Here is a 15,126-nt window from a genome sequence, read left to right as displayed (position 1 = left end):
AAGAGAACTATCTCTTGACCGTAGGGAAAAAATCTTATACGTGCAGCCAGTAAAGCCGTATAAGATTTCTCCTCACCCCTATACACAATCAACGCTGTTCGTTCGAAATGACAAAAAAGAATATATCAAAAACACTAATCACTCAAAACAATGAAACCAAAAACTATTAAAACCACTTACTGGATACTGCTTATCCTGTTGTGCGCATTCACCACATTTGATGGTATTGGCGGCGTTACCAAACAGCAGGCCGGGGTTGATGTGCTGAACCACTTAGGTTATCCCATTTACCTGATGCCCTTATTTGGCGTACTGAAATTGTTGGGCGTTTTCGCCCTGCTGCAACCCTGGTACCAGGGAATTAAGGAATGGGTGTTTGCCGGCCTGGCCTTTACTTTTATCGGCGCGGCGGTATCGCACATTTGCGCGCACGATACCGTGGTAGAAACCATTATGCCTTTAATTTTCCTGGCTTATTTATTAGTAACCCGCTCGTTCTGGCTTAAATACGAAGCCTTGAAGAACGCTGCTTAAACATCACACAAAAACATTAAAACGACCATGAAAAAAATAAATATCATCTACTGGATATCGACTATACTGATATGCTTTGTAATGGGTGCCGGCGCGGTTATGGATGCCCTGGCCACACCCGACGCGGTTAAAATGGTGCACGACCAATTGGGCTATCCCGTTTATTTTGTAACCTTTATAGGCATTGCCAAAATTTTGGGCACCATCGCTATCCTTATCCCGGGCATGCCTAAACTAAAGGAATGGGCTTACGCCGGCTTCGCGTTCGATCTGATTGGCGCTACCTACTCTGGCATGGCAATTGGCGCTACCATTGTACAGGAGGCCCCGATGCTGATCTTCATGGCGCTACTGGCTGTGTCGTACATCTACCACCGCAAACGCCTGGCTGCTAAACAAACCGTTTAATCATCATAAAAATTTAAAACCATGGGTATACTTTCCATCATTCTGATCATTATCGGTGTGCTGATCCTGCAATTGCTCATCAGGGCGGCCATCGCTTCCGATGATTATTCGGTACAGGCCGATGTAACCATCAACAAACCGGTAGCCGAAGTATTCGACTACGTGAAATACCTGGATAACCAGGGCAATTATAACAAATGGGTAATGCTTGACCCCAACGTGCGTAAGGAGTTTCGCGGTACGGATGGTACGGTGGGTTTCTTTTATGCCTGGAGCAGCGATGTAAAACAGGTAGGCAAAGGCGAACAGGTGATCATTGCCCTTACGCCCGATAAGCGGGTTGATTACAGCCTGAAGTTTATCGAGCCTTTCCAAAGCGAGGCCGGGTCATCTATCATCACCGAGGATATGGGTAACAATCAAACCAAAGTTACCTGGTCTTTTTATGGCAAGCGCAACTTTATGATGAAGCTGATGCATATTGCCATGAACCTGCCAAAGGTACTGACCAAAGACCTGGCTGCCAGCCTGGGTAATTTAAAAGCTGTATTAGAAAAATAATGTATCTGCGCTGCCTGCGGGCAGCGCCTACAATAGCCTGTTATGATAGAGGTTTTTAAAACAGACGTACAACAACCCGGAACGGCTAATTTGCTCATCGCGAAGCTGATCCTGCTCTTCCCCGGCAGCAAGGTAAACTTCGATCTGGAGGATTGCGACCGTGTGTTGCGAGTGGAGGGCGAGGAGATTTGCTGTGAGAAGATAGAGGCTTTGCTAAAGACCTGCGGGTATTGCTGCGAGGTGCTGGTGTAAATAAGTTCCCTCCCTTGGGGGCTATCGTGTACCCTCATCTTAAAAATTTATCATTTCGATAGAGCAGCGAGGGAAAAGCGAGGTGGGGCGAAAGAGAACTATCTCTTGACCGTAGGGAAAAAATCCTATACGTGAAGCAGGCTGCGCGTATTAGATCTCTCCTCACGCAACCGCACAATCCCACCCATGGTTCGTCGAAATGACACGTGATTTAAAGATGCGTCCACACGATAGTCCCATAGATAAATGTGGTAGCCTGCGCAACAGCATGGAGTGAACAGCACCATCTCTCCGTGTCCTCTGTGAAAATCTCTGCGTCCTCTGTGGTTAAATCAACCTATATTTACACCCACTATGCAAATACGTCGCGCCACCCTCAACGACATCCCTCAAATTATGCAAGCCGTAAGCGAAGTTGTACCGCTGATGCAGGCGGCAGGCAATTTCCAGTGGGATCATACTTATCCCAATCCACAGGTTTTTACCGAAGATATCGGCCTTAGGCAATTATGGGTGGCCGATATGGACGGCGACATTGGCGGCGTGGCAGCTATCACTACAGAACAATATCCCGAATATGCGCAGGCTGGGTTAGATATTAGCCAAACGGCCATTGTGGTGCATCGATTGGTGGTTAGTCCGTGCTACCAGGGCAGGGGCATTGCTAAAGCCTTGCTTGAAGAAGCTGAGGCCGAAGCTAATCGCCGAGGAATTAAATTTTTACGTATCGATACCAATCTTCAAAACAAAAGCGCTCAGGCGTTATTCCCAAAACTGGGTTATGTTTTTGCAGGCGAGATCGGTTTGGAATTTAGGCCCGGCCTGCGCTTTGTTTGCTTCGAGAAAAAGTTATAGTGTAGCTTTACCTTAATTTAAATAAGCAATTATTGCTATTTTAAGACCCGAAAAACCTTATACATGTCTTTGTTACGCAACCTGCTGTTACTCGCTTGCCTTTTATTTGTATATGCGGCTTATGGGCAACAGGATGTAGACTTTCATTTAAACGGCACTTTTTTAGCCGGCAAAAATGTACTAAAGGTTAAGCGCGATTTTAAAGACCCCTATTTATGGGTACTGGTACAAGGTAACCAGGTTTACCGGATTAACAGCACTACAAAAACCGTTGATGACTATACCGCACAATTTAGCGCTTATAGCGGCCAGCAATTTGTGGATATTACCGGTGTAAGTGATAAATTGGTATATATCGCCCTTAATTCGGCTAATATTCTTGAATATGATAACGGGGCCATAAGGAATATCAGCGCCGCCGACGGAATTGTGGGCGTTGTAAATTCGATAGGGGTAGATTATACCGGCAGCTATTTTAGCCGCGACTTGCCGCCCGGTTCAGGCAGCAGGCCAAATGCACCATCGCTATTGATAGGCACAAACACCGGCATGTGCCATTATGATTATACCAACAAGGTAATGCTGCCCGGTTCATCGCACGTCCCCGCCCGGGTTTTTGAAGCTACCTACCGCACAGAAATGTTTAGCGATCTGGAAGCTGGTACCGACCCGGATCCATTGATACTTTATCCCGCTGTAGGCCTTGTTAATAGTATTCTGGTTGGTTATTTATGGTATGGTAATAACAGCAGCTATGGTAATAGCCTTAATACCGCGTATTATACAGATGGTGTTATAAAAGATATTATACAGGCTTATTACCCGGATGGATATATGAATTTTTACTGGGGTACCGAAAGCGGTTTGTTTCAAAATATCCGGGCTTATTCCAGGGGCTCAGGGTCGCCTCAAAAAAAATACCTCCAGGGGATAAATGTTAATAAAATAGCATCTATATACGGATTAAAGTCTTTCGGCAACTCAGCTTTTGCCAACCTGATAAAAGAGAACTTATTAGTTGGTACCAACCAGGGGCTTTACTTCAGCAATTCGGGCTATTGGCAACCCGGGGCTTCTACCATGCCCAATTACATCTTTTTTCATTATGATGGGTTAGGCAGCAAAAAAATAAACGATGTTGAAGTAAATGCCACATCGTACACCAACCCGGTTTGTGAAGATGGAGTGTGGGTAGCTGCTATTGATGGACTTTATTTATTAAGGCCCGATTATGCACCTTATATTGATCCTGCCAAAAAAATAACAGCCATACAATTTGAAGGCAAGACCTCTGATGTCAACGAAATACAGGTATGTGGCAGCGCAGCTGCAAAAGCATTTGTACAAACCACTGTTTATCCCGATGCAACTATTCAATGGTATAAAAACGGGCAGGAAATACCCAATGAAAGCAACCCAACTTTAAGTATAACACAAGCCGGCGATTATCACGCTGTACTATACGATCCATGTTCGCCGCTGCATTTTGAAAGCAACCATTTAACAGTTACTGTAATATCGGGCCCGGTTTTTTCATTCAATTATCCCGATAATTTAAAATATTGCTCAGGCTCATCGGCCACGCTTCAAACCGATAATAACTCCTTATATCAATACCGCTGGTATAAGGATGGCGTGCTTAACGGCAACACTACATCAACATTAAGCAATATTACGCAGCCGGGAAAATACAAGGTAGAGGTTAGTGCCTGCTCCGGAAGCTGGGTCCCGTCAAAAGAAGTGCAGATAGATTTTATTAAGATGCCAGTGCCCCTGCTTACGCCGGATAAAGCCGCCTATTGCAATGGCGAACAGGCCATCCTTTCGGCCACAGTACCTATCGACGCGACGGGTATCGTCAACTGGCAGCCCTATCAATATCGCTGGTATAAAGATGGGGTACTGTTAAACAGCGCAACCGCCGCTACATTAAATGTTACCCAACCTGGCAAATATAAGGTTGAGGTAACCTCATGCACCGGCAATACGGCTACATCTGCCGAGGTGCAAATAAGTTTTATCACCCTGGCCGTACCGGTTATTAAAGCAGATAAGCCTGCATATTGCGTTGGCGATGTGGCTACCTTATCTACACCATTTGTAAACGATGGTACTTATACCATTAATTGGCTCATCGGTGGTTCTGTCATTCCCTCAGCCAAAAACCTATCCAGCATACTTCTGTCTACACCCGGAAGCTATACGGTAAGCATCAGCAGCAATTTAACTTCGTGCAGCCAAAGCTCGGTTGCTTATCCGTTAAGTTTTGATCCGCCCCCGTCGCTTATTCTGGAACGAATTATAAATACCACTTTGTGCGATGGGCAAACCGTAGACCTGAAGGCCAACTACCCGTTTGGGGCTGTTAAATGGTCTACCGGCGAGACTACGGATAAGATCAGCGTGAAACAATCGGGCACGTATACCGCCACAGTTAAAACGGCGGCCGGCTGCGAGGTGCCCAAAGATATTACTGTGCAATTTTTGCCTAACCCGGTGTTAAACATGCCCGATGCCACGCTTTGCCAATTTACCAACGAGCAGGTTACGCTAACCGCGCCCCCGGGTTTTGTTAGCTACCAATGGAATGGGCAAACAGGCGGGCAAACTTATACGACAAACACGCTGGGGCAGGTAACCTTAACCGTTACCGATCAAAACGGCTGCAAGGCATCGCAAACTATTAATATCACCAGCCATTGTAAGGATATCCATATCCCCAATACGTTTACACCCAATGGCGATGGTGTTAATGATAAATGGGTAATTGCAGGCCTGGAGGGCGATGCAAGTGTTAATGTAAAAATATATAACCGTACGGGGGCGTTAATTTTTCAAAGCCAGGGCTATGCCGTTCCGTGGGATGGCACGTATCAGAATAAAAAAGTGCCGGCAGGCGTTTATTATTACGTTATTACAGCAAAAGGGGCTGGCCAGGTGCTAAGCGGTTCGCTCACGCTTATTTATTAAGGGCCTTTATTTTTCAAACACCACCGCGTCAGGCTTGGCCCCCAACCCGGTAAGGGTATCGGTTATTTGCTTTACCATTTCGTCCGGACCGCAAACGTAAAAAGGCTTGCTAAAATCTTTTACATGCTGTTGCAGGTAGGCTTTATCAATATGGCCGTGATCGTATTTGTCGTTCTGCTCGCCGCTTAAAATGTAGCGGGCGTTGCGTCCCAACATATTATCCAGCTCCTGGTGATAAATGATATCCTTTTCGGTTTTATTGGCGAAGAACAACTGGTTGGTGCGCAGCTTGCGGTAGTGGTGCAGGTGCCTTAGGATGGCCATAAAGGGCGTAATGCCCGCGCCGCCTGCTATAAAGTAACCGTCGGTTTTATAAGCGATTGTACCCCAAACATCGCGCAGTATCAACTCGTCGCCTGCTTTTAACTGGTGCAGTTGGTGGGTTACCCCGTTATGATCGTGGTAACCTTTTATAGTAAACTCCAGGTACGGCTGTTCGTTTAAGCTGGTAAAGGTAAAAGGGCGCTTTTCGTCTTTCCAATCGGGCTGGTTGATGGATACTTCGGTAGCTTGTCCGGGTTCAAATGTATATCCTTCCGGTTTCTCTATCCTGAAGGATTTCACATCATGAGTAACACTATTTATTTCAATAATCTTAACAATATTTTCCATTTGGGGCGCAAGCTACACAGGACAGATTAAAACGATGTAATATATAAGTTAAATTGGGGGTATTTTGTTTTAACATAGCATCTTACTAAACCGTATTAGCATCATTTGGCAAAGGCCACTTTTATGCCGGTTACCTGCTTAATACAGCGGGCCGGTTTCTTTTCGTCCTGCACAATAACGCGGAAAGGGCCGTCTGTGGGGGCCAGTGGCTGGCCATCAATAGTGGTAGCCAAAATAATTTGGCGGTCGGTAAATTCCTTATCCAATTCGGCCAGGGCAAATATCACCTGGTAACCATCGCTGGCTTCAACCGATGCAAATTTGGCCAGGTTTTCGCCTTTCAGGTCTTTACCCATAGTAGCGCCGGCCTTTTGCAGGATGGCGGATAACAGCACGCCGGTATAAATATGGTCTTTGCCATCGCGGTCTTTACGGCTTACCTGTGTTTGCGGGAACTGATTTATATCGGCCAGCTTCAATTCAAACGGGGCGCTAACCTCGCCGCTTATTTTCACGGTAGCTTCCTTTACAGCTTGCGCAAAGGCAACGGCCGAACTCAACAGGGCGACGAACAGGATCATTAAATGTTTTTTCATGAGGTATTATTTGTTTTTGGCGATGTTTTGATGCGGGTCTGAAAATCGCGGATCGGTAACAAATGTACTATCCGTAAGCATATTTAAAAAGGCAATTACGGCTTTCTTTTCTTCAGGTTTTAACGCCAGGCTTTTGCCGTTGACCTCGTTCGATTCGCCGCGCAGAAAGGGACTTAGCGATTCGGATCGCTTTACGTGGTCGCTGTAATGATCCAGCACTTCATCCAGCGTTTTAAAGCGGCCGTCGTGCATGTAGGGAGCAGTTAGGGCGATATTGCGCAGGGTAGGTACCTTAAAACGGCCACGGTCGCCGGGCAGACCGGTCAACTCTGCAATGCCGATATCTTTGGGGATGCTATCTAATCCGTTGTTATGAAACAGTTCCATATAGGTCTTCGCCCCGCCATGACAGCGGGCGCAATTGGCGCCACGGATGCTTTTGGCAGGTTGAGGCGCGTTCTCGAACAAGGCCAGGCCCTGCAATTCCAGCCTAGTGGGTTGATATTGCTTACGCAGGTATTGGTCGTATTTAGAATTGGCCGAGATGAGCGTACGCTCAAACTGGGCTATGGCCTTCATAATGTTTGGCCCGTCGATACCCTCATCACCAAAAACCTTTCTGAACAGTTCGGGATAAGGGGCGGTCTTCATCAGCTTATGTGCCGACGTTTGCATCAGCTGCCCCATCTCGTGCGGGTTGGTCATGGGGACGGCGGCCTGCTTTTCCAAACTTTCCGAACGGCCATCCCAAAAGAATTTGCGCGCCCACAACAAATTAGCCAGCGACATGGAACTGCGCGGCGTAAGCGTATGATCCACCCCCTCGCTAAAGGCCTTACCATCGGTAAAAGCCAGTGCCTGCTGGTGGCAGGTGCCGCAACTTATTTTGCCATTGGCTGATAACAGCGGCTCGTAAAACAGCATCCGCCCCAGGTAAACGCCTTGCTGCGTGGTAGGGTTATCATCGGGCACATTAATGCGGTTACCGAAGTTGGCCGGGTACACCAGTTGGTAGGGGCCCATGGGGATAGGATCAGGTTGATAAGTCCAGGCGATGGTAGCGATAAATACCAGCGCGAAGCAGGGCAATAACCACCTGCGGATGGATGAGGTTACCGGTATGTTTTTATTTGCTGCCATTTGTTCAGGATGCAAATATATTAAAGAGAGTTGGTTAAGTGGTGAGGGGGCTAGCATATCGGCCTAAGCATAATGTTGGTACACCCCGACCTCGCTACGCTGGTCGACCCTCTCTTCGCTGCGCGGAAAGAGGGAAGGAGCAGTATCGTAGAACCTTGTTCCCTCTTTTGCCAAAGGCAAGAGAAGGTGGTCGGGCGCAGCCACGACCGGGTAAGTCTTAGCCCTGGTTGGTTTCCACATAGTTTGTACACAATGCAATACCGCAGAAAGCCCTCCCTGCCACAACACAAGGCACCCGAATCCCCAATGTCGTTAAGTTAAGGCTGATCAGCCGAACACCGCCCCCTCTAAATCTCCCCCGGTAGGGGAGACTTAGGCTGCACAAGCGTAAAATTCTTAAAGTCCTCCCCAAAGGGGAGGATTTAGGTGGGGCTTAAAAGCTTAACTTACGGACATTGCCCGCACCCCTCCCAGGGGAGGGGACTATTATGGCGCAGCTACACCTAAACGCCTGAAAAACATTAGCTTTGGATATGGTTGATGTACATACTTTTAAAACGCTGGCACTGGCTTTGCCCGACACGGAGGAACTGCCGCATTTCGACCGCGCCTCGTTCCGCTGGAAGAAGAAGATATTTGCTACCCTGCGCGAAAGTGACAGCTTGGGTATGGTACAGCTAAGCCTGACCGACCAGGATGTGTTTTGCGCCTTTGATAGTGGGCAGGCATTTTATCCTGTTCCCAATGCGTGGGGTAAGGGCGGCAGCACCTTTGTAAACCTATCGTTAGTGCGCGAGGATATGTTGGCCGATGCGCTGAATTGCGCTTATCAAAATCTCATTAGCAAGCATACCGCCAAAGGCAAAAAGAAATAATTATTATTACTGCTGCTGTTGTTGCTGCTGGATCATCTCCATATACCGCTGATAGCTGTTTTTGGATAGATCGGGCGTGGCTTGTTTGATAACAGGTGCGGCAAACACCTCGGCTATTTCTCCTGTGTCGTTGGTAGGGTTTTCCCTGTCATAACCTACCGATACGGCAACCTCCAGCCTATGCCCGTGCGGGCCTTTATAGGTACCCTTTACCGGCGAACAATCCGAAAAATTGCGGCCTACAGCCAGGCGCACGTGCGTTTCGTTAGCGATACAATTATTTGTCGGGTCGATGCCCAGCCAGCCGTAATCGGGAATGTAGGCTTCGGCCCAGGCATGGGTGGCGCCCTCGCCGCGCATGCCGTTGTGGTTAGGGCAAATATAACCGCTCACGTAACGTGCGGGGATGTTGGCCAGGCGCAGCATCACCATAATAATATGGGCAAAATCCTGGCAAACGCCGGCTTTTAGCTTCCATACATCGTCCAGCGTGCTTTCAACAGTAGTTACGCCTTTTATGTAGCTAAAGTTATCGTAAATATATTTGCAAAACCGCAAGATAACCTGGTAGGGCGTTTCGTCCCTTTTTAGTTCGGCGGCAACAATTTTTTGCAGTTCGGGGCGGCCGTCAAAGTATTCCTGCTTTAAAAAATCAATGTAAGGTACCACATAGCGCAGGCGCTCGTAATCGTCCCATTGCTGGCCGGGGAAAATATCCGTAGCCGGTAGCGGGCGGTGTTTGGTGTTTACCCACAGTTGCGAATTAATGATCAGTTGGCTATGCGGATCGCGGTGGGTGAAGCTGCCTACCTTGTTGCCATAGTAATCGATATAAGTATCCACCACGGCGTCGCCGGTTATTTTCAGTTCCTGCTTCAGCACATCCTGATACGCGTCCTGTATGGGGTAAAGGATGATCTGGTTGGCGCTGTCGCGTACCGGGCCATCGTAGGTATATTTGGTGATGTGCTGGATCTTAAATTCGGGCATAGGGCAAAGTAAAAGATTAATGATCAGGAATGTGCAAAATAGTTTTCATTTAGCGCATTGCCAATTCCGTATAATTCCTGCCGTATTTGGGTGAGGTAATTGTGCAGCCCCTCCTGCCTGATGCTGTTGAGCGAACTGTACTTGATGCGGCTTTGCAGGCGGCCGATCTGGAACGACATCTTGCGGAAGTCCTCGCGCTCATGATCGCCTTTTAGCCTGTCGAAGTGGCGCTGGATACGGTTCACCGCGTACATGACCGAGCGGGGGAAATCATCGTTCAGGGCTACCTGCTCCAGTACGTTCTTGGCCTCGAAGCCCGATCGGTAGGTTTTCAGGTATAGCTCGTAACCGCCGATGGACAGCAGCAGGTGTTTCCAGTAGCTGGTGTCTGTCAGCAGGTCGGGGTTATCGTTAAGGGTGGTAAACTTGGTATCCAAAATATCTACCGACTGGATGGCGCGCTCCAGGTATTTGCCAATGTTCATAAAGCTGCGGCCCTCGCCACGTTCCATCGTGATCTCTACCGTGCCATAATACAGCATCACCTGTTTGATCAGCACATCCAGCGTGCTGATGGGGTCTTCGCGCTGTAGCATGCGCTCCAGTTTGGGGTCTTTTACGGTATGATAGTACTCGTTAAGGCATTGCCACAGATCTTTGGTGATGTGCTCCTGCACACCGCGGGCGTTCTCCCGGGCCATGGTGATGATGCGCAGGATGGAATTTTGATTTTCTTTGGATGTGATCATGTACTTCAGCACCGCGCGGCTGTCGTTACCCAGCTTAGTAATACCGGCCTCATCGCTCGGACTGGCATACAGGCGCACCACCGGCTCCCACAAAAAGTCGTGCACCGAATCTTGCGATGAAGCGTAGTTGATCTTCAGCATACGCAACAAACCATCGCTACGCTCTACATAACGGCTTAACCAATATAAACTTGCTGCTACACGGCTTAACATAGGCCCCCCAACCCCCTAAAGGGGGAGTTAATTTCGGATATCGGATGTTCGATTTCTGAATTGTTCATTAATCTGTTATTTATTCATTTGCATATCTGCACATTCGCACACCGGCACATTTGCTCCCCCTTTAGGGGGCAGGGGGCTTACTAACCCAGCACCCAGGTATCCTTACTCCCCCCACCCTGCGAACTGTTCACCACCAGCGATCCCTCCTTTAGCGCCACGCGTGTCAATCCGCCGGGGACGATCTCGATGCCATTGGGGCCGTACAGCGCATAAGGGCGCAGGTCGATTCGACGCGGGGCTAATTCGCCCTGTATATAGCACGGCGCTGCCGACAGGCTGATGGTTGGCTGCGCGATAAAGTTGCGCGGGGCCTTTAGTATCTCGTTTTTGTAATCCTCAATTTCCTGTTCGGTTGAAGCATGGCCCATCAGCATGCCATAGCCGCCGCTTTCGTTGGTTTTCTTCACCACCATTTTGTTGATGTTGGCAAACACGTATTCCTTTTCGTTGGCATTGCCCAGCTGGTAGGTGGGCACGTTCTTCAGGATGGGTTCCTCATTAAGGTAATATTTTATCATGGCCGGCACGTAAACATACACGGCCTTATCATCGGCCACGCCATTGCCTATGGCATTTACAATGGCCACGTTGCCTTTGCGGTAAGCCCCCATCAAACCGGCTACCCCCAGCATGCTTTTAGGGTTAAACACCAGCGGATCCAGGTAATCATCATCCACCCGGCGGTAGATCACATCTACCTGCTGCAGGCCGTTGGTGGTTTTCATGTATACCTTGTGGTTATCTACCACCAAATCGCGGCCCTCCACCAGTTCCACCCCCATCAGGCGGGCCAGTGTGGTATGCTCAAAATAGGCGGAGTTATAAATCCCCGGGCTCAACAACACAATGGTTGGGTTGCTGATGGGCCTTGGCGAAAGGGCCAGCAGGTTTTTATACAGTAGTGCCGGGTATTCGGTTACGCTGCGTACATTGCATTGCGGCAGCAGATCGGGAAACAGTCGTTTGGTGATCTCGCGGTTCTCCAGCATATAACTCACGCCCGATGGCGTGCGAAGGTTATCCTCCAGCACATAAAAGGTGCCGTCATGATCGCGGATCAAATCTATCCCGGCTATATGCACATAAATATCGTAAGGCACCTGCAACTGGTACATCTCGCGCAAAAAATGTGGGCAGGAGTAAATGATATCTATCGGGACAATGCCATCCTTTATGATGAACTGGTTGTGGTAAACATCCTTTAAAAACAGATTGAGCGCGGTAAGGCGTTGCTTGATGCCTTTCTCTACAAAGGCCCACTCGGCGGCGGTGATGATGCGGGGGATGATATCGAACGGAAAGATCTTTTCGATACCCTCGCCGCTGTTGTATACGGTAAAGGTAATGCCCTGGGTCATGAACAGGCGCTTGGCCAGTTCTTCTTTTTTGTTCAGCTCCTCCGGCGATTCCTGCGAAAGATAGCTGATCACCTTGCTGTAATGATCGCGAATTTTAGAATCGGCTCCAAACATTTCGTCCCAAACACCTCCAATGGGGTTGTACTGATTAAAATAGCCCGATTCCTGCATGTTAAACATCCTGTTTTTATGAAATTATGGTAATTTATGAAGATTTGTTAATAGAAACATCAAAAAACAAATAAATATTTTCAAAATTTAACAACAATCTACATCATATAAATAAAAAAGCAGGGAGATACCCGTAGAAACGGATCCCCCTGCTCTCTGTATCAGGTTATTTAGGCTTAAATCGCCTGGTTATTTCTCAACTGCCGAGAAAACTTCCAGCAAAACGTTCCATTGGCCTTTGCTGTCGGTTTCCCAAATGCGCACATAGTTGTAAGCGCTTACAATACCGCCTTTATTTATGCGCGCGGTACCATAGGTATAGGCCAGATCGCTACTGGTAGAACGGCCCGCGCTAACGGTGGTTGCGTTAATTTGTATCGCCTCGTTAGCCAAAAATTTCATGGTTTTGTCTACACCCACGATCGGGTCGAACCCGGGGAAATAGTAACGCCCTTCGGCGCTGAAAAACTCTTTATAAGTGGCGAGGGCCGATTTGGTTAACGAACTGTTGAAGACATTATCATATTGCAGCATTACGCCCTTGCCCGCAAATGGTTCTTTGCTGGGGGCTTTTTGCTTGGCCGGATCAGGTTCTTTAAAATCGGTGTTCGATTCAGCTTCCGGCTCAGGGTGCTGTATGCCAAGGTCGATCAATAGTTTCAGACCTGTCTCGCCATCGTTACGCCAAATGGAAACATAATCGCCATAAACCTTGTCGTCATCGGTCTTACCGTTTTGGTAAACATATGGGCCGGCGGTAAAGGCCAGGTCGCCATTGGCAGATATGCGCGCAAATTTGGGCTTCCAGCTTAAGGTGCCGGGTTGTTTATCTATGCTGCCGTAAAAGTCGGTTATTTTCTTAGCGTTGGGTTTAAATACCAGTCCCTCTGGGTCGGCAACAGCTAAAAAGCCATCCTTAATGCCTTTGCGGGCTACCAGTTTGTTAAAGGCTTCTTCGGCACTTACTACGGTAGCTACTTTGGCAATGGGTGGTTTTTGTTGGGCAAAGGTTAAAACGCTATACGAAATAATAAGGGCTGTTGTAAAAAAAAGTCGTTTCATTTTATAAGGCTAATGTTCAATTAAGCGGCTTTATTGTGTTAAAAGATACCGGGGCCGCGGTTTTTCCGGGATGTATATTGCTGTATCGGCAAACTCAATAGCGTGGCAATTTAATAATAAATATCAAGCAAATGCTATTGCGATTGTAGCAACGTACCGCATCATAACAAATGCATCACCTACATGTTTTGGCAAAGCAAATATATTGGCTTAACGGCTAAAGGGCAGGTTTATTTTTAAAGGCTGTATTTATCCGCTGTTTCGTCCATCAGTTTTATTTGCCGGTTGATGTTGCTTTGTATGCCCTCCAGGTGTTGGGCTATTTTAGCCGGGTCGGTTTCGTTTTTTGCAGCGTTGATCAACAGTAGCGAATCGGTAGCCGGTTGTTTTAATTGCTGTGCGAGGGATTGAATAACCCGGTCCTTATCATTTTGGCCAATGATCATGGTATTTACATCGCGCATCAGGATGCCCATTTCGTCGGTAAGGTCCTGCGGTAGTTCGGGCAAGGTTTTGGTGCTTAAGTAATTGCTGAGCGATTTTTGGGTTTTTGTTAGCGGCGATACCAGCGCGTTCAGTATAAATAAGGTGATAGTAGTAGCCAGCAGCGTTAAGCCCAGCGTAAGCAAAAAGATGCCGCCCTTGCTAACCGTACTTCCCGACGAAAGCACCAGCGCGCCGATAATACCAAACAACGGAATATGGATGCCTAAAAAGGCGACGACCATAAATTTAGCGGTGTATTTTTTTAATAAAGAGAAGCGGGATAAATAGATATATAGTTTCATACAGACTGGGTGGCGGCTTTGTATTGTCCGTTATACGGCTTAGGTTTTTGATTTGTTAGTATACCGGCATTGTTTAATAGTAGAACAAATAAAAAAATATTTTTAAAAAATGTGTATATTTAACTAACTATTATTTGCTGACAAGGCGATTCCGCGCTGCTTAACTGACCAGGTATTAAAATGGGGATGTTTGGGAAACATATATCCATTTAATATGATGAAAAGAAATTACAGGTTGGTTTTTACCACTATTTTATTGGCAGTAAGTATTGCCGGCAAAGCGCAGTTTTACCAGGACATTAAAGGCAATGCCATTAAAGAAAACACATCGGCCGATGTGGAGGGCTCGCCGTATTTAAGCAAGGATTGGGCCGATGGATCGGTAACGGTTGATAAAGGCGTTTACAAGGATCTGAAGCTGAAGTATGACCTTAAGGACGATGCCGTGATCTTTGCCGGGAAGGATAACGCGCCGATGAACTTTAGCGACCCGGTTAAAAGGTTTAGCCTTAACGGCCGCGTTTTTGCCAACGGCTTCCCGGTTGTTGGGCCGCAGGGTAAAAACGCTTATTACGAAGTCCTCTCTGATGGGAAAACCAAGCTGCTGAAGCATTATGTTAAGCATATACAGGAGAGTAAAACCTACGGATCGGCGGCGGTGAACCGCGAGTATGTGCAAACAGAAACCTATTTTGTTTTTAACGATGGTAAAATGATCCCGGCCAAAGCCGACCGGAAGACCCTACTGGACATATTTGCCGATAAGACCGCTCAACTGGATGCTTATGCCAAAGCCAACAAGATAAATTTTAAGAAAGATACCGACCTGGGGAAGCTGGTAGATTATTATAATAGTTTGTAGT

At 47.5% G+C, this 15,126-nt stretch carries 16 protein-coding genes; 8 read left to right on the top strand and 8 right to left on the bottom strand.

The annotated features are described in order from the left end of the window. Nucleotides 1–150 precede the first annotated feature (150 nt). The 6 genes from HQ865_RS20870 to HQ865_RS20845 all read left to right on the top strand — a co-directional run bounded on the left by HQ865_RS20870 (nucleotide 151) and on the right by HQ865_RS20845 (nucleotide 5,580). Nucleotides 151–534, top strand: a complete 384-nt coding sequence (locus HQ865_RS20870; protein WP_173416764.1) for a DoxX family protein — start codon at nucleotides 151–153, stop codon at nucleotides 532–534. A 27-nt stretch (nucleotides 535–561) separates the two neighbouring features. Continuing rightward, complete coding sequence (locus HQ865_RS20865; protein WP_173416763.1) at nucleotides 562–942, top strand: DoxX family protein; 381 nt, start codon at nucleotides 562–564, stop codon at nucleotides 940–942. A gap of 21 nt (nucleotides 943–963) precedes the next feature. Beyond that, entirely contained in the window at nucleotides 964–1,503 is a 540-nt protein-coding gene (locus HQ865_RS20860) for an SRPBCC family protein (RefSeq protein WP_173416762.1), read from the top strand. A 42-nt stretch (nucleotides 1,504–1,545) separates the two neighbouring features. Continuing rightward, on the top strand, nucleotides 1,546–1,755 hold the full coding sequence (locus HQ865_RS20855) for a hypothetical protein (RefSeq protein WP_173416761.1): 210 nt from the start codon (nucleotides 1,546–1,548) through the stop codon (nucleotides 1,753–1,755). A gap of 354 nt (nucleotides 1,756–2,109) precedes the next feature. Continuing rightward, complete coding sequence (locus tag HQ865_RS20850) at nucleotides 2,110–2,610, top strand: GNAT family N-acetyltransferase (RefSeq protein WP_173416760.1); 501 nt, start codon at nucleotides 2,110–2,112, stop codon at nucleotides 2,608–2,610. Nucleotides 2,611–2,673: 63 nt separating this feature from the next. Beyond that, nucleotides 2,674–5,580: a T9SS type B sorting domain-containing protein gene (locus tag HQ865_RS20845; protein ID WP_173416759.1), complete on the top strand. Its 2,907-nt coding sequence runs from the start codon at nucleotides 2,674–2,676 to the stop codon at nucleotides 5,578–5,580. 6 nt (nucleotides 5,581–5,586) lie between these two features. Here the strand turns inward: HQ865_RS20845 and HQ865_RS20840 are convergent, their stop codons facing one another. The 3 genes from HQ865_RS20840 to HQ865_RS20830 all read right to left on the bottom strand — a co-directional run bounded on the left by HQ865_RS20840 (nucleotide 5,587) and on the right by HQ865_RS20830 (nucleotide 7,988). Continuing rightward, the gene (locus tag HQ865_RS20840) at nucleotides 5,587–6,252 is read right to left on the bottom strand and encodes an FAD-binding oxidoreductase (protein ID WP_173416758.1); all 666 of its coding nucleotides are present in this window, start codon (nucleotides 6,250–6,252) and stop codon (nucleotides 5,587–5,589) included. Between the two features lie 101 nt (nucleotides 6,253–6,353). Further along, nucleotides 6,354–6,848 carry a molybdopterin-dependent oxidoreductase gene (locus tag HQ865_RS20835; RefSeq protein WP_173416757.1) on the bottom strand — a complete coding sequence of 165 codons (495 nt, stop codon included), beginning with the start codon at nucleotides 6,846–6,848 and terminating at the stop codon, nucleotides 6,354–6,356. 6 nt (nucleotides 6,849–6,854) lie between these two features. Then, nucleotides 6,855–7,988 carry a cytochrome-c peroxidase gene (locus tag HQ865_RS20830; RefSeq protein ID WP_173416756.1) on the bottom strand — a complete coding sequence of 378 codons (1,134 nt, stop codon included), beginning with the start codon at nucleotides 7,986–7,988 and terminating at the stop codon, nucleotides 6,855–6,857. Between the two features lie 533 nt (nucleotides 7,989–8,521). Between HQ865_RS20830 and HQ865_RS20825 the strand changes: the two genes are divergently transcribed. Next, on the top strand, nucleotides 8,522–8,863 hold the full coding sequence (locus HQ865_RS20825; protein ID WP_173416755.1) for an MmcQ/YjbR family DNA-binding protein: 342 nt from the start codon (nucleotides 8,522–8,524) through the stop codon (nucleotides 8,861–8,863). Nucleotides 8,864–8,869: 6 nt separating this feature from the next. Here HQ865_RS20825 and HQ865_RS20820 read toward each other — a convergent pair whose 3' ends face one another. The 5 genes from HQ865_RS20820 to HQ865_RS20800 form a co-directional block, all read right to left on the bottom strand. After that, complete coding sequence (locus HQ865_RS20820; protein ID WP_173416754.1) at nucleotides 8,870–9,853, bottom strand: transglutaminase family protein; 984 nt, start codon at nucleotides 9,851–9,853, stop codon at nucleotides 8,870–8,872. A 23-nt stretch (nucleotides 9,854–9,876) separates the two neighbouring features. After that, nucleotides 9,877–10,815, bottom strand: a complete 939-nt coding sequence (locus tag HQ865_RS20815) for an alpha-E domain-containing protein (RefSeq protein ID WP_173416753.1) — start codon at nucleotides 10,813–10,815, stop codon at nucleotides 9,877–9,879. Nucleotides 10,816–10,964: 149 nt separating this feature from the next. Further along, nucleotides 10,965–12,422: a circularly permuted type 2 ATP-grasp protein gene (locus tag HQ865_RS20810; protein ID WP_237073508.1), complete on the bottom strand. Its 1,458-nt coding sequence runs from the start codon at nucleotides 12,420–12,422 to the stop codon at nucleotides 10,965–10,967. 180 nt (nucleotides 12,423–12,602) lie between these two features. Beyond that, nucleotides 12,603–13,475 carry a hypothetical protein gene (locus HQ865_RS20805; protein WP_173416752.1) on the bottom strand — a complete coding sequence of 291 codons (873 nt, stop codon included), beginning with the start codon at nucleotides 13,473–13,475 and terminating at the stop codon, nucleotides 12,603–12,605. A 236-nt stretch (nucleotides 13,476–13,711) separates the two neighbouring features. Further along, on the bottom strand, nucleotides 13,712–14,263 hold the full coding sequence (locus HQ865_RS20800; RefSeq protein WP_173416751.1) for a hypothetical protein: 552 nt from the start codon (nucleotides 14,261–14,263) through the stop codon (nucleotides 13,712–13,714). 214 nt (nucleotides 14,264–14,477) lie between these two features. On the opposite strand from HQ865_RS20800, the gene HQ865_RS20795 reads away from it, so the two are divergent. Next, nucleotides 14,478–15,125 carry a hypothetical protein gene (locus HQ865_RS20795; protein WP_173416750.1) on the top strand — a complete coding sequence of 216 codons (648 nt, stop codon included), beginning with the start codon at nucleotides 14,478–14,480 and terminating at the stop codon, nucleotides 15,123–15,125. The last annotated feature ends 1 nt before the right edge of the window (nucleotide 15,126 follow it).

This window comes from Mucilaginibacter mali, from assembly GCF_013283875.1.
Classification (GTDB): domain Bacteria; phylum Bacteroidota; class Bacteroidia; order Sphingobacteriales; family Sphingobacteriaceae; genus Mucilaginibacter; species Mucilaginibacter mali.
Note: the sequence above shows the minus strand (reverse complement) of the source record. Positions and strands in the feature narration are given on the sequence as shown.